Origin of the sequence: Turicimonas muris, from assembly GCF_002221595.1 — a bacterium.
GTDB classification, from domain to species: domain Bacteria; phylum Pseudomonadota; class Gammaproteobacteria; order Burkholderiales; family Burkholderiaceae_F; genus Turicimonas; species Turicimonas muris.
The window spans coordinates 15,300-33,250 of sequence record NZ_NHMP01000015.1; the positions used below are offsets into that span (position 1 = coordinate 15,300).

The following is a 17,951-nucleotide window of genomic DNA, read 5'->3' on the forward strand; positions in this document are numbered from 1 at the left end:
CTTCTAGCTTACCGGGATCATTAGTTTGAAATAGGCCTCTTTCTTATTAGAGGAGAGCACCTCCAAAACATTAAAACACAGAATGTTGCCGTCAACGGAAAAACCTGAATCACCAATTTCTCTGATGACCGTGCAGGCCGCTTTGCGCCTAGCTTCAAAGTCTCCTCTGCCGTACCAGACAGCAAATTGACCTTTCTTTATTTTTATTTTGGTACTTAAGTCAACCGTGTCTTTTAAGAAAAGCAACCCCAAGATTACAAGGCGTTCTTCTTTAGCGGCATTTGAATCGAAAAGGATTCCGAATACAGGAGTCGGGACCGGAAAGGTCAAAGTTTTTTCTAGGACTGTACTGTAGTCGCCGTCCGAGGAGATTTCCTGCGGTTCTGTTTTCACAAGCAGGAAGCTTTGTTTTGAGTTTTTCTGAACCATTAAAGAGTCAAGAGGAGCTTCCACCGTTTCTACTGCCAACTCACCCAGTTCTTTCAGAAAAACTCTTTCTATTTCTAACTTAGAAATTTGATCTTCTATCTTCTCTGAGGCTTGTATTAAAGAACATCCATTCTTTTTATTGGTTCCGGTCTGACAAAGGACCTCAATTTCTTTTAATGAGGCTCCGGAGTCTTTTAAAAAAGAAAGGAAATGAAAGTCCATTAACTTGGAGTAGGAATAATTTCGATAACCGTTCTTTAAAACCTGATCTGGCTTGAGTAAACCAAGCTTATCGTAATGGAACAGAGTTTCTTTTGTTGTGCTGCAAAGCTTTGCAAACTCTTGAGTCTTAAACATGATTCTGCCAAAGAATAGTGTTGGTTCAGAGTTTAACCAACTTCGAACTGAATTAGAAAACTAAATGTTAGTAAAACAGCATAGTTCAATAGCACAGTAGAAGAATCATACGGCGTTTTTAATGCAGAGCGGTTCTTATCTGCATCTGATCCTCGGATCAAACATTTTTTCGTATTTTTACGCTCGAGAACTACCGCAGGCTGTTCTCTGGAACCCGGAACAATGTCAAGCGAAAAAGCAAGTACTTCTCCTAATCTTGCGAAACAAGATTCAAATTTTCTATTTTTTGAAATTCTGTATAAAACTGGTTGAAATTCGGATCTAATCAATTTAACTCAATATATGGAAGTGGCCAATCTACCAATCTTTCCAAGCTGTTTAAAAGGTCGCTATTGACTTTCTTTGCCTACCATGAAATTCAAGATCAGTCCGCTTGTGCCTCATAAAGCCTAATGCTTGTAAAACAATCAGCCTGCGCAGACCGTGGAACGAGCCTATCGGCTTTCTCATGCTAAGTTGTAGTTGATTGTGCTCGAATTTTCTTGTTATCTCTAATGTCCTTTAAACAGCTTGCTTTGGCAAAGAGCACTTGGCAATTGCAGCAAGTTTGGGATTGAATGATTTACCGCTGATCAGCATTGCCCTGATAATCCTCAGAAGCTTTGCTGCTACAACACACGTAAGCTTGCCCCAGAGCATTTTTTCCTCTGCTCCTTTAAGATCAGCTCTGGCTTTTAAATTTCCTTTATTAGCCATGAGGATTACGGATCCGGGTGCTTGAATCATAAGGCTCCTCATGGTCTTATCTCCTCCCTTTCTTTTCGTTGTGACCCGTGGATATGCTTCTCGACACAAGTCCAAAGTAAGCCGGAAAGTCTTTTGGATGCTTGGAGCTGGAAATATCGCCGATGGTCGCTCTGAGCCTACAAGCACATATCAGACCAATTCCGGGGACCGTTTGTACCACTTTGCAACCTTGCTTACCCGTTCTAACGTCTTGTCAATCCCTGTCAGGGCCTTTTGCACCTCTTGCGTATGCTTAACCATGTTTAGGAGCTCTTTCCTTAGTTTTTCTGGATTCTCGATCATTTCGTTTAAGAGTGAGTTGCCACTGATTCCCTTGGAGATGTTCAAGCCCAGCTTTGATAGATTCCTTTGAGCGATACCATGGTCTATCTATACTGCTTGACACACTGTTCTCGCAGGGTAGTTAGACTTGCAAATTCCAACTGTTGACGATCCTTAAGCTTGATGAGCCAGATTTGTTGTTCTCTTGCCAAAAATGCCAGAGCTTGTGCATCGTTGAGGCCCGTTTTCTGATTGGAAGAATGTTGTTGCAGGCATCTCTTGGGCACATTTCTCCAGATCATGGTATCCGAGTCGAACAATGCTAATGACTTCCCTATCGATTGTTATCGGAGCTGCGCTGACACAATTTTTTTGCCAAAATAACTTTGTATTCCTGGTTGGTATCAATCGTATTCGAGAGTATTCTTTTGGTTTACATGGGACCTCCAAATTTGGAAATTTTTTACAAACATTTTTATTTTGCTCTCATTCTCCAATGAGAAGTAGGAGGGTTCCATGTCATTAGGTCCGCGGAATTCCGGAGTCCTTCGTTAAAAATCTCTTAGGAAGCTCTCCTTTGCTCAAGAATAAAACTAAGGTTTATCCTGAGAAGTCTGCTTCTATCACTACTTCTAAATATTACCTTCTTATTTTCTTCTTTCCTTCCTAGGCAATAAAGCGCATACTTACAAGTGCAGAACTTTACGCACGTCTTTTGTGCATAACTCCGTCATCAAAATTCATCTTTAGGCAAAGGAGAGTCGAAATGAAAATAATCTGCCACATGATCATGTCTGCCGATGGTCGTCTTATCTCTAAATACTGGTCTCCCCTCTACAACAATTCCTCTGATGTTTCCGAAGTCTATGAAGCTGTAGCTTCTAAAATGCCGTCAGACGGCTGGATCGTCGGCCGTGTCACAATGGCCGAATACGGTGAAGGCATCGTTGAAGAAAAACCGGTAATGGAAGGCCCGAAAACAATGCACACCACAACGTTTGTCGGTAAGAGAGAAGGACGTCCTTTAGCAGTTGTGTTCGATCCTCAAGGAAAACTTCATTACAAGGCATCCAATCTTCCTACCGGTGAACATATCGTTGCCGTTCTCGGAAGCCACGTCACACGCGCATATCAAAAAGAACTGGAAGACGTCGGCGTTTCTTACATTATGAGAACTCCGGGCAGCAAACTCGAAGAAACAAAGAGCGCTCTCAAGCATTTAGAAGAAGATTTCGGTGCAAAGAATATGCTTCTTGAAGGCGGAGCTATTATCAACGGAAATCTCTTGAAGATGGGCTTGGTTGATGAACTCAGCTTAATCATCTACCCCGGCATCGACGGCAAGTCAGACCATCCGTCCATTATCGAATGCCAGTGCGGAGAAGAATCTCCAATGGAAGCAAGCAAACTTGAACTCAAGAGCTGTGAAACTGTAGGTTCCGGCTTTGTTTGGATCAGATACGCTATCCATCATTAATCTGTCATAACAGACGAACTGAAGCGGCACGAAACTGCCGCTTTTGTTCTTTCTGAAGGTTGCTACAATGCACACTTCTTACAATACGAGGTGGTCGAATGTCCGGAAAAGAATTTTATGCATGGCTGATGAAGTCCGAGCCGTCGGAAGTATCCGTAGATGACGTTCTCGGAATGCCAGAACAAACTGTCGGCTGGTTCGGCGTAAGAAACTATCAGGCCAGAAATTTCATGCGCGATAAATGCTCTACAGGAGATCCGGTCCTTTTCTATCACTCTTCATGCAAAGAACCCGGCATTGTAGGAATTGGACAAATTGCCTCTGATCCTTATCCTGATCCGACTCAATTTGAAATTAATTCCGTTTACTTCGATCCTAGGAGTTCAGAAGTTAAGCCAAGATGGGTTCAGGTCGATGTAAAAGTCCTCTATAAGGTAGAAAGAATCAGCCTCCAGGACTTAAGAGAGATTCCGGAGTGCGAAGGAATGCAGGTACTAAAGAAGGGAAACAGACTTTCCATCACGCCTGTCACCGAAGAACAATGGGATGCTCTGAAACCGCATCTTCATCGACTCACGGATTAACTTTTTAAGTACGCCAAAGCCCGCATTCTCGGGCTTTGACATTACTAAGCGGTTTTACAGCTTAGAAGGTGTGGTTGATACCAAAAGTGAGTGTCCAAGAATTGAAGTCAGAGGATTCTTTCAGCATCTTGTTGGCTTGACCGTAACCGGCGTAGGAATAAACCATTGTGCGCTTGCTGAACGGATATTCGTAAGCTGTGCCGACAGACCAAATGTTGTACTTCTCGTTAGTTGCTTTATATTTTCCAAAAGCATAGTTGCCTTGAAGCTTCCATTCACCGCCCCAAATCTGATAACCGATGGAAGCTGTAAAGGCGTTTTGGGTTACTCCTTTTCTGGATTCAAGGCCCATGCCACCGTCAACTACAGGGTCAGGAAGACTGATCCAGGCCGGAAGGTATTGGCTATGCAGAGCAAACTGATATCCGGCATGGACTGTCAAGTTGCCGAAACCCTGGCTTCCGCCAATCGTAAACAACTGAGTTGACTGAGCATCCATGCCCTTGTTATCAAGCATTTCCCACATGGCGCTGAAACCGGTGTCGTTCTTGCTGTAGTCAAGACCTAAACCATAGTAGTGAGAGTTCTTAGCCCACTTCTGATCATCGCTCCCAGTACCGTTGGAATACATTGCTGTTACGGTAGCGCCGCCGAATTCCGGAGAGCGGTAGACAACCAAGTTGTCGTAACGATCAGTTGTGATGAAAGCGCCGGCTACGCAGCCGTCTGTGTAGTAGGAAGTCCAAAGTGCAGAACCTCTCAAAATAGTGTAGGTACCGTTATCTGAAGACAGACCGCCGGCACGACCGAATGCCAACTGGCCCCAATCGCTTGTTACCTGAAGTAAAGATTCACGGTTGAATGCTTTACCTTCGGAACCTTCTGCCCCAGTACTCAATTGGAAACCTTGTTCAAGAATAAAGCCTACGGAATAGCCGTTGCCTAAGTCTTCGGTACCCTTAAAGCCGAAACGGTTTCCGCCGTAGATACCGTCGTCCATCATGACTTTGGCGCTCTGATTCTTGTGCTTTGTCACTGTAACCGCTGTATCTAAAACCCCATAAAGAGTTACGTTGGATTCAGCGTAGGCGCAAACAGCGATTGCTGAGCCGACGGCTGCACACAATACTTTCTTCAACATGTGAATTCACTCCATCGAAATTAAAAGTTAGTTAGTAAGGAAAGAATGAAGAAATTATCCGATACAGACACAAAAGAAAACAAAGTTCAAGGAAGAAAATTTATGGATGGTTCTACCTAAGACTAGAAGACGTCCCGTTTTTGAAGAGTCCGGACAGTACAATCTTTGTGCTTCTAGTTCACTTCAATCCGAGTAAGAGTCTGACTAATCCCAAAAAAGGTAATACTATTTTTAAAAGTTATTACGAATGATCCTTTTTAGCCCTTATATGTAATATATTTTAAAAATTCGTATTACTGAATGTTTGCCCCAGTCTTTACTTCCTCTGTTTGAGGCCTCAAACATTTTTAGTCAACACGAATATTCCAAATACACAGACAATGCTTTTCCAATCCTAAAGAGGAAACTATGCGGAAAAAATTTCTCTTGGCCTTCTCTCTCTCATTTTTTGTCAGCTTGAACTGGGCCGCAGCAGCTGGTTTTGATATAACCGATATCGAAGGACGACAGATCCATTTCGACAAACAACCTAAAACTTTCATTGTTGCTAACTACATCGCAAATTTTTTGATGGTGGGCGGTAAAGACAACCTAAGCAAAGTTACCGCACTAACTAAAGACGGATGGGAAGATACGCGTTATGGCGAATATCAAGTCTTTACGCGTTCCTTTCCTATCTTAAAAGAGCTTCCCAGCATCGGCGGATATCATGACGATATCCTGAACGCAGAAAGAATTCTTAGCTTACATCCCGATGTACTTCTCATCGGTCGGACCCAATACACCGAAAACAACCAGCGTATAAAGACCTTCGAGAAAGCCGGCATCAAAGTTGTTGTTTTGGATTACCACGCCATGACAACGGAAAATCACACTAAGAGCACGGAGATTCTTGGCAAACTCCTCGGCCGAGAAGAGATTGCTCAAGCACAGAACAAAACCTATAAAGAAGCTCTAGACCACGTCTTCAATATTATCGACAAGCTCCCGCCGGAACAAAAAGGCGCAAAAACTTACATGGAAACTGCCAGCAAAGGTGTAGCTCGCTACGGAAACTCTTACAACAAAGATGTTCTCTGGGGAAGCATCTTAAAAAATCTCCAAGCAGCCAACCTTGCAGAGAACTCTCCGCAGCCATATTTGCCTTTGGACAAAGAGTTTGTGATTTCTCAAAACCCGAAATTCATCTTCCTCGGCGGAAGCATTTGGCGCAATAAGTCTGAAGGAGACCAAATGCGTATGGGATTTACCGTTCCCGAAGAGCAAGCTCAAGAAAGACTTGAGAAATTTACTCACAGGCCCGGCTGGGACAAGCTCGATGCAGTCAAGAACAACCGCGTCTATGCCGTAGACCACGGAAGCTTAAGGAACATGGCTGATTACACGTTTACTCAGTACATTGCCAAACAGCTTTATCCGGAAGCCTTCAAAGATATCGATCCGGTCAAGAATCTTCATGACTACTATGCTGCTTATCTTCCTGAATTGAAGTATGACGGCACTTTCATGATTCACTTGTCTAAGACAAAATAGACCGTAAATGGCACTTGAATCGCATAGCAAGCTAATTGAAGAATATAAGCAGAGAGTACGAAAACGTTTTATGCTCTCTGCCTTTCTGCTCGCTCTGCTCGCAGTCTTAGTAATTTTCGATATTCAAGTTGGCTCTTCCAATATTGATTTAAACGAGTTATTAAAAGCGCTAGCCGAGGGGCCCAACGGCGACTCTTCAACAGCTTTCATCGTTTGGGAAATTCGTCTCCCAATGACTTTTACTTGTCTGTTTGTCGGCGCCTCATTGAGTTTGGCCGGTCTTCTGATTCAGACCATTACTCATAATCCGCTTGCCAGTCCGTATACGCTTGGCGTTACTGCAGGTGCCAGTTTCGGAGCTGCAATTGCCATCACCATGGGCTTTGCCGTTTTAGGACAGACTTGGATTGGAGTATCTCTATCGGCTCTTCTCATCGCGTTATTCGTTTCGGGATTCATTTTTTACTTAGGAAGCAGGAAATCACTTTCAGCCACAACGCTGATTCTTGTCGGCGTCATCATGAATTTCTTTTTTCAGGCTCTTCAACAGTACCTTCAGTACTGTGCTTCTCCGGAAGTCGCTCAAATCATTTCCGGATGGACATTCGGCAACCTGCAGCGAGCATCTTGGATCAGCACGGCTGTCTCTTCCGTGACGTGGCTCTGCGCTCTATTTATCGCTTTCGGTTTAGCTTGGAAATTAACTGCACTAAGCGATGGTACGGAACGAGCTAAAGGACTTGGAATCAATACTGATCGTTTGAGAATCTTTGTCTTTACCATCAGTTCAGTCTTAGTATCATCGGCTGTCGCTTTTATCGGGACCGTTGCATTCGTAGGACTGATTTCTCCGCACTGTGCCCGATTGATCCTCGGCGATGACCAAAGGTTTCTGATTCTGAATGCCTCCGTGATTGGAAGCTCTTTAATGCTGGCGGCTTCAATTATTTCGAAACTTATGTCTGAAGGGGCAACTTTACCGGTCGGCATTGTTACTTCCGTTATCGGCGTGCCGTTCCTTTTCTTCCTTTTGATGAGGACTCAGAGATAAAAATGCTTAGTCTGACTATCGAAAATCTCTCTTTTTCCGTTCGTGGCCGAGATATCCTTAAAGACATCAACGTTTCCTACATGGAAAATCAAATGTCGGCAATCCTCGGCAGGAACGGTGCCGGGAAAACCACCTTTATCAAATGCATCGCGGGAATGCAGCCTCATGGAGGAAAGGTCACGCTTCGAAACGGCAAGCAGAAGTTGGATCGAACTTCAATCGCCTATCTTCCCCAGTTGGAGAAAGTGACATCGTCTCTGACTGCTTTTGAAATCGTTCTTTTAGGATTAACCAAGAATCTTACGTGGAACGTTTCCGACGAGCAGTTGGAAAAAGTCTCAAAGATTATTCATGAGCTCAAGCTGGACAACTTGTCCGATCAACCTGTCCGCAGCTTAAGCGGCGGACAAAAGCAGCTGGTCTTTCTTGCACAAGCTTTTGTATCGGAGCCCAAACTTCTCCTTCTTGACGAACCAACGAGTGCTCTAGACATCCGACATCAGCTCGTTGTGATGGAAACCGTTGCCGAGTATTGCCAAAGCAAAAACGCCATCGCTTTGTATGTAGTACATGACCTAATGCTTGCCTCAAGATTCAGCGACTCCGTCCTGTTCTTGAATAACGGGACGATGCATGCATTCGACCATCCGGAAAGCGTTCTGAATTCGCAGACCATTGATCCAATCTACAACATTGAAAGTTTGATCGAAAAGAACAGCCGCGGCCTAATGACTTTAACACCGTTAAAACCTTTGTAAAAAATGAAATATCTGGAACAAATTCGACAATACTGGGATAGCCGATCAGAAGGCTATCGTCTTCAAATTGAAAAAGAACTCGACGGGCATCACGAAGAAACTTATCTTCGTTATTTTTCACAAATTCCTCAAGGCTCTTCTGTTCTGGATATCGGCTGCGGGCCGGGATATTTCTCTCTGCTTCTCTCGTCGCTCGGAATGAAAGTGACGGCAGCGGACTATTCCGAAAAGATGCTGGAACAGGCAAAAAATCTGCTTAACGGCACCACTTCTAAAAATGTCGAATTTGTCCAGGCAGATGCCCAATGCTTACCTTTTGAAGACAATTCTTTTGATGCGGTTGTCAGCAGGAACTTAGTGTGGAATTTAGAAAGTCCTGAGGCGGCATATGCGGAATGGCTCCGGATATTGAAACCTCGAGGAAAACTTTTTGTTTTTGACGGGAACCATTACTGCTATCTTTACAACCAAGACTTCGCTTCCGTTCAAGAGCAAGTGGAAAAAGAAAGCAATCACATTTTGCTGGATGTCGATCCAAAAACCATCGATCACATTGCAGAAGAGCTCCCATTAAGCCGCCATATGCGCCCGATGGAAGACAAAGAAATACTCACAGCGCTTGGAGCTAAGAACATTCATTCCGAAATTCTGGTATGGGAAGAAACTGCAGAACGAAAGAAATTGCCTTCAAAATTTTTCGTTTCAGCAACTAAATAATTGCAGTGGGGCTGTCTTAGAAATACAATCTTTCCTTGTGAACCCACACCTTGGAAAAATTGAATGGAGAGACTTTCTATTACCGTTGATAAACCGATTGCTGATGCCTTCCAGAAACTTATTGAAAAAAGAGGCTACAAAAATCGCTCAGAGGCCTTTCGCGATCTCCTAAGAAATGAATTAGCAAAAGAGTCTCTGCTCAATCCTGAACAGGAATGTGTGGCAGTGGTGAGTTATGCCTTTGATCATGAAAAGGCTCTTCTCTCCAAACGCAATGTAGAGCATCAGCATTCTCATTTGGATATGGTCATTAGTTCAATGCATGTACACGCAACGCATGAAACGTGCGTTGAAGCCGTTATTGCCAAAGGCCCTTATGAAAAACTCAGACAATTCTGCGAGAACACTATTGCGGAAAAAGGCGTTGGAAACGGCAAGATAAATTATTTGCCGATCCATTCGGAAAATTAATTAAGCCGCAAGAGGTACATGTCTTTGCTGCTTTCCAGGCCGCCAGTTAAATTTGAAAACAATAGAAGAAGCAAAAGTTGCTTTGTCAATGAAAAATTTGGAGATTGTTTAGAGGCTTAGTGGGGTACGAGATGGGACTCGAACCCACGACGACAGGAATCACAATCCTGGACTCTACCAACTGAGCTACTCGTACCACTAAAATCCTGACTGGCCTGCCCGACAGGATTCGAACCTGTGACCACCGGCTTAGAAGGCCGATGCTCTATCCAGCTGAGCTACGGGCAGTTAGTGCTGGTCGGGGTGGAGAGATTCGAACTCCCGACATCTTGCTCCCAAAGCAAGCGCGCTACCAGACTACGCTACACCCCGTCAAGGAGACAGAACTATACAACACATTTATCGGTTTGCCAAGTCCATCTCCAAAAAATTTTTTATTTATTACAAATTCACACAATCTTCTCGACGCGATCCTTCGGCAAAATAATCTGGAAGTCAGTGCCCTTTCCTAGCTCAGAAAGAATTTTCAATCTTGCCTGATGACGGAAAAGGACGTGCTTCACAATCGCCAAACCAAGACCGGTACCTCCTGTCTCACGGCTGCGCGATTTATCGACTCGATAAAATCTTTCAGTAACACGGGGAATAGCCTCCGCTGCGATGCCGATTCCATTGTCCTTAACGGAGATCACTAAACCTTCGTCATTAAAAAACGATGAGACAACAATGGTGCCCCCCTGAGGCGTGTACCGAACGGCGTTACTGACCAGGTTGGTAACAGCACTCTTCATTTCAATAATATCACCGAGGATATTCACCTTTTCAATATGATCTACCACAATAGAGTGGTGTCCCTGAGAAATGAAACGGCCGTCAACGGCGGCATCCGTAAGAAGAACGGTCAAATCAATTGGTTCTTTAGCAGCCGGAGCTGAATCTCTTTCTAAACGGGACAGAGTCAGCAAATCGTTAACCAATGCACCCATTCTCTCAACTTGTTCATACATCAAATCCAGATGCTTGAGCTGTTGAGAATTTAAGGGCCAGTCCTCTGCCAACTCCAGAAAACCTTTAATCACGGTGAGAGGAGTACGAAGTTCGTGAGAGACGTTAGCCACAAAGTCTCTTCGAAAGTCTTCCGAACGCTTTTGTTCCGTAACATCTCGGGTTACCAAAATTCTGTACTTGCTTCCGGCGGAAATTACCCTGATTTCGATAATACGCCCTTCCAGCGTAATTGTTTGAAGAGTTTCGTCCCCGCTTGTTACCTTATTCAGAAACTCTCCATTGGGATAACAGGTGTGAATTTTCTTACCGATGTCGGTCACCGCATCCAACTGAAGGTCCCTTTCTGCCATAGGATTAAGCCACTGAATCTCCCAATTCTGAGACATCAAAACCACCCCATCTGGAAGAGCACGGAGAGTCTGTTTGAATCTCACTTCCTTTTCTTCGGCTTTTTCAACCTTTTTGAGAATCTTCTTCTCTTCCTTTCCTTCTTTGCCGTCCCGCACCTTCATGCCAATCCTCATGCATCTTGAGTTTGCTTTGCGGCTCTATAGCCGAGACCTCTGACCGTTTCGATAAAATCCGCCATAGAAGTGGCAGCTAGCTGCTTACGCAAACGAAGCATATGAACATCCACAGTTCTTTCATCAATATCTGCGGCATAGCCCCACACATTGTCGATAATCTGCTGGCGTGAATACACACGCCCCGGATGCTTAGCAAACAGAGAAAGAATCTTGAATTCAACCACGCTCAAGTTCACTCTCTTATTTCCGATAGTGACCTCGAAGTCTTCAGGATTAATGACAAGATCTCCGCATTGAAGCGTCTCTTTCTTAGTTTCTTCCTCTCCATGACGGCGGATAACCGCTTTAATCCGGGCCACTAACTCTTTCGGAGAAAATGGTTTTACTACATAGTCATCGGCCCCCTTATCCAACCCGACAACCTTGTCGTCTTCTAAACTGCGGGCGGTCACCATAATCACCGGAATTCTTCTGTAGAACTCGCCTTTGCGGATTTCTTTGAGCCATTCCAATCCGGAGCAGTCGGGAAGCATCCAGTCTAAAAGAATGATGTCCGGGATTTTGGCCTCAAGCATCTTTCTTGCTTCGGCCACATTAGATGCGCGGCGAACCTCCATCCCGCTGCTTTCACAGGTATAAGCGATAAGCTCCTGAATCGCCGGTTCGTCTTCAACGATTAACACAGATGTTTCCATATCCGGTCCTTTCACATTATCGGGTAGGAATAATTACAGCCACTTCTTCGGCTAACTTTTTAGCTTCGTCTCGATCAGAAGACTCTACCATTACGCGGATTAAGGGCTCTGTTCCTGAAGCTCGGACTAGGATTCTTCCTCTTCCTTTCAAGAATTCAGAGACTTCGGCCATACGTTTTTGGAGTACCTCGTCCTGATCCCACTTATATCCTTCAGCAAATCTTCTGTTAATCAAAATCTGAGGAGAAAGATGAACTTCGGAAAGCAATTCGGCCAAAGACTTATGAGTCCGCTTCATTACCGCAAGAACTTGAAGGCTGGAGACGATACCGTCACCTGTCGTCTGTTTGTCTAAAACGATGATATGGCCGGAACCTTCTCCGCCGAGAAGCAAGCCTTTTTCTTTCATCAGCTGAAGAACATAACGATCTCCGACTTTGGCACGGAAGAAATTCAGTCCTAATTCACCGAATTTCTTTTCAATGGCATAGTTCGTCATCAAAGTTCCGACGACGCCTTCGATTTTCTTTCCTCTGGCAAGACGATCTCTAGCCATGACATAAAGAAGCTGATCACCGTCATAAACTCTTTCGGTATCGGCCATGATAACGCGGTCTGCGTCACCATCTAACGCAATACCGACATCACAGCCGGCTTTTTTGACTCGTTCGGGCAGCGTTTCCGTATGAGTGGCACCGACACCTTCATTAATATTGAATCCGTTTGGCTCATTGCCTTCGCAAACCACAGATGCACCGAGTTCGTGATAGACGTCAAAGGCAATGTGATAAGCAGCCCCATTTGCCGCATCGACGTAAATCTTTAAGCCTCTCAGATCCATGTCCGTCGGAAAGGTACTCTTGCAGAACTCGACGTAACGGCCGCTTGCATCGTCCAATCTTCTTGCTTTTCCGAGCTGAGCACTGTCTACGCAGGCATACCCGCGGTCCATCTCTTTTTCTATTTGAAGCTCGATATCATCGGGAAGCTTTGTTCCCTGAGATGAAAAGAATTTAATGCCGTTATCGTAGAAAGGATTATGAGAAGCAGAAATCACCACTCCGGCGCTTAATCTCTGCGCACGCGTCAAATAAGCTACTGCAGGAGTGGGCAGAGGACCGCCGAGCACCACATCTACGCCAGCACTTAAGAAACCTGCCTGCATGGCTGATTCAAGCATGTAGCCGGATACTCTTGTATCTTTAGCAATAAAAACTCCGACTTCACCATCCGTGGTTTGTCTTTTAAGTACACGTCCGGCGGCTTGGGCTAATAAAAGTGCAAATTCCGGAGTTATCGGAGAGATGCCTACTCTGCCTCGTACGCCGTCAGTTCCAAAGTATTTTCTACTCATCCTAAGTCCTTATAGTTTTGAGTACAGTTCAATATTGTTAAGGCTTCCTTCATTGCCGCCGCATCATGGACTCGAACAATCTGAATGCCTTTTTCTACGGCAATCAAATGCGCAGTCACGGAAGAAATTAACCGGTCTTTCGGGTTCTCTTTTCCCGTCACCGCTCCTAAAGATGATTTGCGGCTCATCCCGTATAAAACAGGATATCCAATGCGGACAAAATGATCCGCTTCGGCAAGCAATTCAAAGTTTTGTTTTACAGTTTTTCCAAATCCGAAACCAGGATCCAAGCAAATTCTATTCCCGCTGACTCCCAATAGCTCTAATTTCTTTGCCTGAGTTGTTAAAAAGTTACTGACTTCACTTAACAAATCAGCGTATTGAGGATTTTTTTGCATATTTTTGGGTTCCCCCTGCATGTGCATGATGCAGACCCCGCAGTCAGAAGCACCGATAATTTCCAATGCTCCGTCTTTTCTTAATCCGTAAACGTCATTAATGATTGAAGCGCCAGCCGCTAAAGCCTCCCGCATTACCTTCGGCTCGAAAGTATCAACTGAGATTGGAATGTCCCAAGAAGATAAAGCCTCAACCAGCGGCAAAACCCGATCCATTTCCTCTTGAACGGAAATGCTGTCTGCACCCGGGCGTGTCGACTGCCCTCCAATATCGATGATGTCAGCTCCGTCTTTTCTTAGTTGTTCAGCCTGTCGAAGAGCTGCGTCTTTATTTAGAAAGTCTCCTCCGTCGCTGAAAGAATCTGCTGTTACATTGAGAATTCCCATTATCTTGGGAACCGAAAGATCCAATTTAAATTTCCCGCATTGCCAAAGAAGAGCTTTGTCTGTATCCATTTCTTTTTGTGGAGTTTTGAAAAACCACATTCTAATTTGGATTACTACGGAATCTCGTTTATACATACAAGCTAGAAACGATTGCTTTCCATCGAAAAGTCTTCCTGATCAACAGCCTTTGAGAGTCTTGCCCATTTACTAATTCTCCGTAGCGCTGCCTTTGATGAAAAGCATCTAATTGAGCCTTGACGTGGATTTATTTAAATACAAATTAGCCAAAATCAACGGCGCATGCCTAAGTAAAAACCCAGTATAAAAGAATATAGGTTAACTACACAAGGAATTCAATGCGAAATCATCCCAAAATAATTGTTCTTCTTCTCGTCATTGGTGCGTTTCTCGGCGTGCTGATTTTTAACGAGACGGCGCCAGAGGAACCAAAGCAAACCATCATGGAAAAAGTCACTTCAACATTGTCTACAGTAGCCAAAAACCTGAAGGAAGAAGGACAGAAACACAAACAACAACTGCAGCCAGACACAAAAGACTCTCCTCGGGAGCCGGAGGCTCATGAAGGACCTGAACCACCGCACAATTCAAAACCAAAACTCAAAAAACCTGAGACGGCGCCTATTTAGCATAGGCAGCTATATAAGCGGAATGTTATTCAAAAATCTCACATCCTCTGTCAATCAACATTCGGACGGCTTGTCCAACTCGAAGGCTGGACAAAGCTTTTGAGTACCTCAATTTTTCTTCTTCATCCAACAGGAAATCTTCTTCCTCCAATGATCGCCGGTCTCCACGCACATTCTCACAAAACAAATCTGTCTGGTCTGGGCTTTCTTTTTGCTTTGTAGGTTACCGTTTTAAAGGCTCGAAACCTCTAAAATTAGGACTTCATTGAGAAACTAAAATTGAGTGGTTTTATCGCTCTTTTTACGAAGAACCATATGTATAAGAAAATTATTTTGGCTACGTTTGTCCTAGCTGGATTATCCGGCTGCGGCATGCAAGGTCCGCTTTATCTGCCTCCGAATCCGGACGATTCTTATCTTTCAAGAATTGAAAAAACTTTAAATGAGATGACTGGCCAAACAACTGCCGTCATTGCAGAGCCCAAAGATGATGCTGAGGTCGTCATCACCGATCCTGAAAAACTTGACATCAAAAAAGCTTCTAATGAGAAAGCCGGTAAATCCGGTACTGCTTCTTCTATGAATGAAACAGAAAAGTCTGCAGAACTCGACAGTAATGTCATTCATGAAACGGATAAACCAGCAGAGAAATAATCATGCTCCCATTTCTTCCAGACAATAAGAATTTTAGCTATCGAGACAATGAACTCTGGTGTGAAAGAGTTCCTCTGAAACAGATTGCCGAAGAATTCGGCACTCCGGTTTATGTCTATTCTTACAATTCAATCAAAAAAGCCTTTCTGGCATATCAGCAAGCTCTTAAGCCATATCCGCATTTGATGTGTTATGCCATGAAGGCAAACTCCAATATTGCTATTATTCATCTTCTGGCAAAGCTGGGGGCAGGCTTTGATATTGTCTCAGGCGGAGAATTGAGGAGAGTTATTGAAGCTTCCGGAGATCCAAAGAAAGTTCTGTTTTCCGGCGTTGGTAAAATCTACGATGAGATTGCTTACGCTCTTGAAAACGACATCAAATGCTTCAATGTTGAATCTGAACCGGAACTTGAACGAATCATTGAAGTAGCCAAAGCTCAAAACAAAGTCGCGCGTATTTCGCTTCGCGTCAATCCCAACGTTGATGCAAAAACCCATCCTTATATTTCCACAGGACTGAAGCAGAACAAGTTCGGTATTGCTATCGAAGATGCCCCGCGCGTCTATGAGAAAGCCAGCAAAAGCGACTTCTTAAAAATAACCGGTATTGACTGCCACATTGGTTCCCAGATTACGGATATTTCCCCGTTCCTGGATGCCTGCGACAAACTTTTAGACTTAGCAGACGTCCTTAAGTCCAAGGGTATCGAACTAGATCATATTGATTTCGGAGGGGGCCTTGGAATTGTTTATGAAGAAGGCCAAGAAGTTCATCACGCCTCCGAACTCGTAGAAGCGCTTCATCAAAAAATGGAAAATCGAGGCTATGGCTATCTCGAGATGATTTTTGAGGCAGGCCGTTCCATTGTCGGCAACTCCGGTGTTTTAGTCACAGAAATTCAATATCTCAAGGAAGGCGAAACGAAGAACTTCTGCATTGTAGATACCGCAATGAACGACATGATCCGTCCAACGTTGTACCAAGCTTGGATGCAGATTGCTCCGTTACACGTCTATCCTGAAAATTGTCCTATCAAAGAAGAAATCTTTGATGTAGTTGGCCCGATCTGCGAGACCGGAGATTGGCTTGGAAAAGACAGAAAACTTAAAGTTCAGCCCGGAGATCTTTTAGCTGTAATGAGTTCCGGTGCTTACGGCATGACAATGAGTTCGCATTACAACACTCGTTTAAAACCGCCTGAAATCTTAGTTGACGGGGCTGACTACTATGTCATCCGCGAAAGAGAGAAAATCGAAAAGCTATTTTCCTCTGAACACATTGTCGAGCTGTAGGCTTTAAGAAGCTCAGGGTTCCTATAAAAATTAATGATGCGGTCACCGTGCTAATTTTGGAGGACGAAAAACAGACTCTGAAGATCCAAACTTCAGCTCTTTAGTCGTTTTCCAGCTCAATCTTTGACTTCCTCCTCTTCGTAAATGAAGAGGATTCCTACCACCACTACAACAGCCGTAGCCTATTGTTGTAGAAGGTCTCGTTGGGTTCCTGCTGACAACAGCCTTACTGCACCGTTCATTTCACAGGCTAACCGGACGTGTCCCGCCCTTAATACATTTATCGCTCCCACGACATCGGCATTTTCTTTGTATCCACATTTAATGCAGGAAAAATGTGCTTGCGTTCGCCTATTTTCTGCCGAAATATATCTGCAATTCGGACAAGTTCTGCTCGTATTTTTCGGAGGAACCAATACCAGCAACCCTCCTCTTTCTTCCAGCTTGTAAGCCAACATTGTCTTGAAAGAAAACCATCCTTGGTCAAGAATTGAACGATTTAAACCGCTTTTCTGTCTGACCTTTTTTCCGGGCTGCTCAACTGTACCTGACGCCGATGCAGACATATTCGATACTTTTAGATCTTCCATGAACACAATACCGTGGTTTTTGGCTATTGTCGTCGTGATCTTATGCAGAAAGTCTCTTCTTATATTCGCTATGCGTCTGTGCAGTTTTGTGATTTTGGCTTTGGTTTTCTTAGAATTGTTTCTTCCTTTTTGTTGTCGAGATAATTCCTTTTGCAGTTTAGCTAACTGCTTTAGATTATTTTTCAAGCTATTGACCGGCTCTACGAAAGTTCTGTTCGAAAAAGTTACAAACTTCTTAACGCCCATGTCAATTCCGATTTCGGAATTAATCATCCGCTTAGACTCTATTTCAAATTCAGTCTGAATGGAAACAAACCACTTTTGACCTTGTCGGGATACCGTAATGTTCTTTGGTTTGCCAATGATGCTTCTGCTCTTTCTATAGCCGACTGTCCCGATTTTCGGCAAATAGATCCTTTGTTTATCCTCATCTATTTGAATCCCTGCGGGAATCGGAATGAATCTCGCTGAAATTTCTTTTTGAACCTTGGAAATTTCGCTCTCTTGGCAAAAAAATTCTTGTAGCCCTTCTCCAAATCTTTCAATGCTTGTTGGAGGACTTGAGAATGACACTCTTTCAGAAAAGAGTGCTTTTTCTTCCACAGAACAAGACGGTTGGCACACTCTACATAGTTGAACCGATGTGCTTTATCTTTGCCGGAAAGTGACTTTTCTGTGGCTAAAGTTCTGTTATAGACATAGCGACAGGAACCCGCAAATTGGCTCATCAAACGAGCTTGGGCACCACTAGGGCACAATTCAAATCTAAAAGCTCGTCTTATCTGCATCTTTGTTTCCTGACTTCCTTGG

Annotated in this window: 20 protein-coding genes and 3 tRNA genes; 10 read left to right on the plus strand and 13 right to left on the minus strand. The window is 44.0% G+C overall.

Features of this window, described 5'->3' with window-relative positions; genetic code table 11:
- Window positions 1-3: 3 nt before the first annotated feature.
- From ADH67_RS12800 to ADH67_RS13835, 3 genes are all read right to left on the minus strand, one after another.
- A complete protein-coding gene (locus ADH67_RS12800; RefSeq protein ID WP_066595440.1) occupies window positions 4-786 on the minus strand; it encodes a MerR family transcriptional regulator in 783 nt (260 codons plus the stop codon).
- A 561-nt stretch (window positions 787-1,347) separates the two neighbouring features.
- A complete protein-coding gene (locus ADH67_RS12810; RefSeq protein WP_089275766.1) occupies window positions 1,348-1,572 on the minus strand; it encodes a hypothetical protein in 225 nt (74 codons plus the stop codon).
- 16 nt (window positions 1,573-1,588) lie between these two features.
- On the minus strand, window positions 1,589-1,753 hold the full coding sequence (locus ADH67_RS13835) for a transposase (protein WP_084081579.1): 165 nt from the start codon (window positions 1,751-1,753) through the stop codon (window positions 1,589-1,591).
- A gap of 867 nt (window positions 1,754-2,620) precedes the next feature.
- Between ADH67_RS13835 and ADH67_RS12825 the strand changes: the two genes are divergently transcribed.
- Both ADH67_RS12825 and ADH67_RS12830 read left to right on the plus strand, forming a co-directional pair.
- The gene (locus ADH67_RS12825) at window positions 2,621-3,331 is read left to right on the plus strand and encodes a dihydrofolate reductase family protein (protein ID WP_066595448.1); all 711 of its coding nucleotides are present in this window, start codon (window positions 2,621-2,623) and stop codon (window positions 3,329-3,331) included.
- Between the two features lie 98 nt (window positions 3,332-3,429).
- Window positions 3,430-3,915 (plus strand): EVE domain-containing protein, encoded by a 486-nt coding sequence (locus ADH67_RS12830; RefSeq protein WP_066595449.1) that lies wholly within the window; start codon window positions 3,430-3,432, stop codon window positions 3,913-3,915.
- Window positions 3,916-3,976: 61 nt separating this feature from the next.
- On the opposite strand, the gene ADH67_RS12835 is transcribed toward ADH67_RS12830, so the two are convergent.
- Entirely contained in the window at window positions 3,977-5,056 is a 1,080-nt protein-coding gene (locus ADH67_RS12835) for a porin (protein WP_066595450.1), read from the minus strand.
- Window positions 5,057-5,464: 408 nt separating this feature from the next.
- On the opposite strand from ADH67_RS12835, the gene ADH67_RS12840 reads away from it, so the two are divergent.
- From ADH67_RS12840 to nikR, 5 genes are all read left to right on the plus strand, one after another.
- Window positions 5,465-6,589, plus strand: a complete 1,125-nt coding sequence (locus ADH67_RS12840) for an ABC transporter substrate-binding protein (RefSeq protein WP_066595451.1) — start codon at window positions 5,465-5,467, stop codon at window positions 6,587-6,589.
- Window positions 6,590-6,596: 7 nt separating this feature from the next.
- Window positions 6,597-7,640, plus strand: coding sequence for a FecCD family ABC transporter permease (locus tag ADH67_RS12845; RefSeq protein WP_066595452.1), 1,044 nt, complete (start codon window positions 6,597-6,599; stop codon window positions 7,638-7,640).
- A 2-nt stretch (window positions 7,641-7,642) separates the two neighbouring features.
- Complete coding sequence (locus tag ADH67_RS12850; protein WP_066595456.1) at window positions 7,643-8,398, plus strand: ABC transporter ATP-binding protein; 756 nt, start codon at window positions 7,643-7,645, stop codon at window positions 8,396-8,398.
- 3 nt (window positions 8,399-8,401) lie between these two features.
- Window positions 8,402-9,115 (plus strand): class I SAM-dependent methyltransferase, encoded by a 714-nt coding sequence (locus ADH67_RS12855; protein ID WP_066595458.1) that lies wholly within the window; start codon window positions 8,402-8,404, stop codon window positions 9,113-9,115.
- 63 nt (window positions 9,116-9,178) lie between these two features.
- On the plus strand, window positions 9,179-9,586 hold the full coding sequence (nikR, locus tag ADH67_RS12860; protein WP_066595460.1) for a nickel-responsive transcriptional regulator NikR: 408 nt from the start codon (window positions 9,179-9,181) through the stop codon (window positions 9,584-9,586).
- 120 nt (window positions 9,587-9,706) lie between these two features.
- Here nikR and ADH67_RS12865 read toward each other — a convergent pair.
- The 7 genes from ADH67_RS12865 to folP form a co-directional block, all read right to left on the minus strand.
- Window positions 9,707-9,782 (minus strand) — tRNA-His (locus ADH67_RS12865).
- Between the two features lie 15 nt (window positions 9,783-9,797).
- A tRNA-Arg gene (locus tag ADH67_RS12870) sits at window positions 9,798-9,874 on the minus strand.
- A gap of 7 nt (window positions 9,875-9,881) precedes the next feature.
- Window positions 9,882-9,958, minus strand: a tRNA-Pro gene (locus ADH67_RS12875).
- 77 nt (window positions 9,959-10,035) lie between these two features.
- Window positions 10,036-11,106, minus strand: coding sequence for a phosphate regulon sensor histidine kinase PhoR (phoR, locus tag ADH67_RS12880; RefSeq protein ID WP_066595462.1), 1,071 nt, complete (start codon window positions 11,104-11,106; stop codon window positions 10,036-10,038).
- An 8-nt stretch (window positions 11,107-11,114) separates the two neighbouring features.
- Entirely contained in the window at window positions 11,115-11,816 is a 702-nt protein-coding gene (locus ADH67_RS12885; RefSeq protein WP_066596049.1) for a response regulator, read from the minus strand.
- Between the two features lie 16 nt (window positions 11,817-11,832).
- A complete protein-coding gene (gene glmM / locus ADH67_RS12890) occupies window positions 11,833-13,170 on the minus strand; it encodes a phosphoglucosamine mutase (protein ID WP_066595464.1) in 1,338 nt (445 codons plus the stop codon).
- Window positions 13,167-14,024 carry a dihydropteroate synthase gene (gene folP / locus ADH67_RS12895; protein WP_066596051.1) on the minus strand — a complete coding sequence of 286 codons (858 nt, stop codon included), beginning with the start codon at window positions 14,022-14,024 and terminating at the stop codon, window positions 13,167-13,169. Before folP ends, glmM begins: the two co-directional genes overlap by 4 nt.
- Window positions 14,025-14,311: 287 nt before the next feature.
- On the opposite strand from folP, the gene ADH67_RS12900 reads away from it, so the two are divergent.
- The 3 genes from ADH67_RS12900 to lysA all read left to right on the plus strand — a co-directional run bounded on the left by ADH67_RS12900 (window position 14,312) and on the right by lysA (window position 16,551).
- Complete coding sequence (locus ADH67_RS12900) at window positions 14,312-14,602, plus strand: hypothetical protein (protein ID WP_066595465.1); 291 nt, start codon at window positions 14,312-14,314, stop codon at window positions 14,600-14,602.
- A 315-nt stretch (window positions 14,603-14,917) separates the two neighbouring features.
- A complete protein-coding gene (gene lptM / locus ADH67_RS12905; protein WP_066595466.1) occupies window positions 14,918-15,256 on the plus strand; it encodes an LPS translocon maturation chaperone LptM in 339 nt (112 codons plus the stop codon).
- Between the two features lie 2 nt (window positions 15,257-15,258).
- Window positions 15,259-16,551, plus strand: a complete 1,293-nt coding sequence (gene lysA / locus ADH67_RS12910) for a diaminopimelate decarboxylase (protein WP_066595467.1) — start codon at window positions 15,259-15,261, stop codon at window positions 16,549-16,551.
- Window positions 16,552-16,733: 182 nt separating this feature from the next.
- Here the strand turns inward: lysA and ADH67_RS12915 are convergent, their stop codons facing one another.
- Together ADH67_RS12915 and ADH67_RS13575 are read right to left on the minus strand one after the other, a co-directional pair.
- On the minus strand, window positions 16,734-17,549 hold the full coding sequence (locus ADH67_RS12915; protein WP_236578426.1) for an RNA-guided endonuclease InsQ/TnpB family protein: 816 nt from the start codon (window positions 17,547-17,549) through the stop codon (window positions 16,734-16,736).
- A gap of 23 nt (window positions 17,550-17,572) precedes the next feature.
- Window positions 17,573-17,951, minus strand: a 379-nt coding sequence (locus ADH67_RS13575) for a helix-turn-helix domain-containing protein (protein ID WP_236578427.1), incomplete at its 5' end; no start/stop codon positions are given.

Bases quoted from the DNA above. Each gene is read 5' to 3' on its own strand.
- ADH67_RS12800 (WP_066595440.1), bottom strand. From the start codon at position 786: ATGTTTAAGACTCAAGAGTTTGCAAAGCTTTGCAGCACAACAAAAGAA.
- ADH67_RS12810 (WP_089275766.1), bottom strand. From the start codon at position 1,572: ATGATTCAAGCACCCGGATCCGTAATCCTCATGGCTAATAAAGGAAAT.
- ADH67_RS12825 (WP_066595448.1), top strand. From the start codon at position 2,621: ATGAAAATAATCTGCCACATGATCATGTCTGCCGATGGTCGTCTTATC.
- ADH67_RS12830 (WP_066595449.1), top strand. From the start codon at position 3,430: ATGTCCGGAAAAGAATTTTATGCATGGCTGATGAAGTCCGAGCCGTCG.
- ADH67_RS12835 (WP_066595450.1), bottom strand. From the start codon at position 5,056: ATGTTGAAGAAAGTATTGTGTGCAGCCGTCGGCTCAGCAATCGCTGTT.
- ADH67_RS12840 (WP_066595451.1), top strand. From the start codon at position 5,465: ATGCGGAAAAAATTTCTCTTGGCCTTCTCTCTCTCATTTTTTGTCAGC.
- ADH67_RS12845 (WP_066595452.1), top strand. From the start codon at position 6,597: ATGGCACTTGAATCGCATAGCAAGCTAATTGAAGAATATAAGCAGAGA.
- ADH67_RS12850 (WP_066595456.1), top strand. From the start codon at position 7,643: ATGCTTAGTCTGACTATCGAAAATCTCTCTTTTTCCGTTCGTGGCCGA.
- ADH67_RS12855 (WP_066595458.1), top strand. From the start codon at position 8,402: ATGAAATATCTGGAACAAATTCGACAATACTGGGATAGCCGATCAGAA.
- nikR (WP_066595460.1), top strand. From the start codon at position 9,179: ATGGAGAGACTTTCTATTACCGTTGATAAACCGATTGCTGATGCCTTC.
- phoR (WP_066595462.1), bottom strand. From the start codon at position 11,106: ATGAAGGTGCGGGACGGCAAAGAAGGAAAGGAAGAGAAGAAGATTCTC.
- ADH67_RS12885 (WP_066596049.1), bottom strand. From the start codon at position 11,816: ATGGAAACATCTGTGTTAATCGTTGAAGACGAACCGGCGATTCAGGAG.
- glmM (WP_066595464.1), bottom strand. From the start codon at position 13,170: ATGAGTAGAAAATACTTTGGAACTGACGGCGTACGAGGCAGAGTAGGC.
- folP (WP_066596051.1), bottom strand. From the start codon at position 14,024: ATGGATACAGACAAAGCTCTTCTTTGGCAATGCGGGAAATTTAAATTG.
- ADH67_RS12900 (WP_066595465.1), top strand. From the start codon at position 14,312: ATGCGAAATCATCCCAAAATAATTGTTCTTCTTCTCGTCATTGGTGCG.
- lptM (WP_066595466.1), top strand. From the start codon at position 14,918: ATGTATAAGAAAATTATTTTGGCTACGTTTGTCCTAGCTGGATTATCC.
- lysA (WP_066595467.1), top strand. From the start codon at position 15,259: ATGCTCCCATTTCTTCCAGACAATAAGAATTTTAGCTATCGAGACAAT.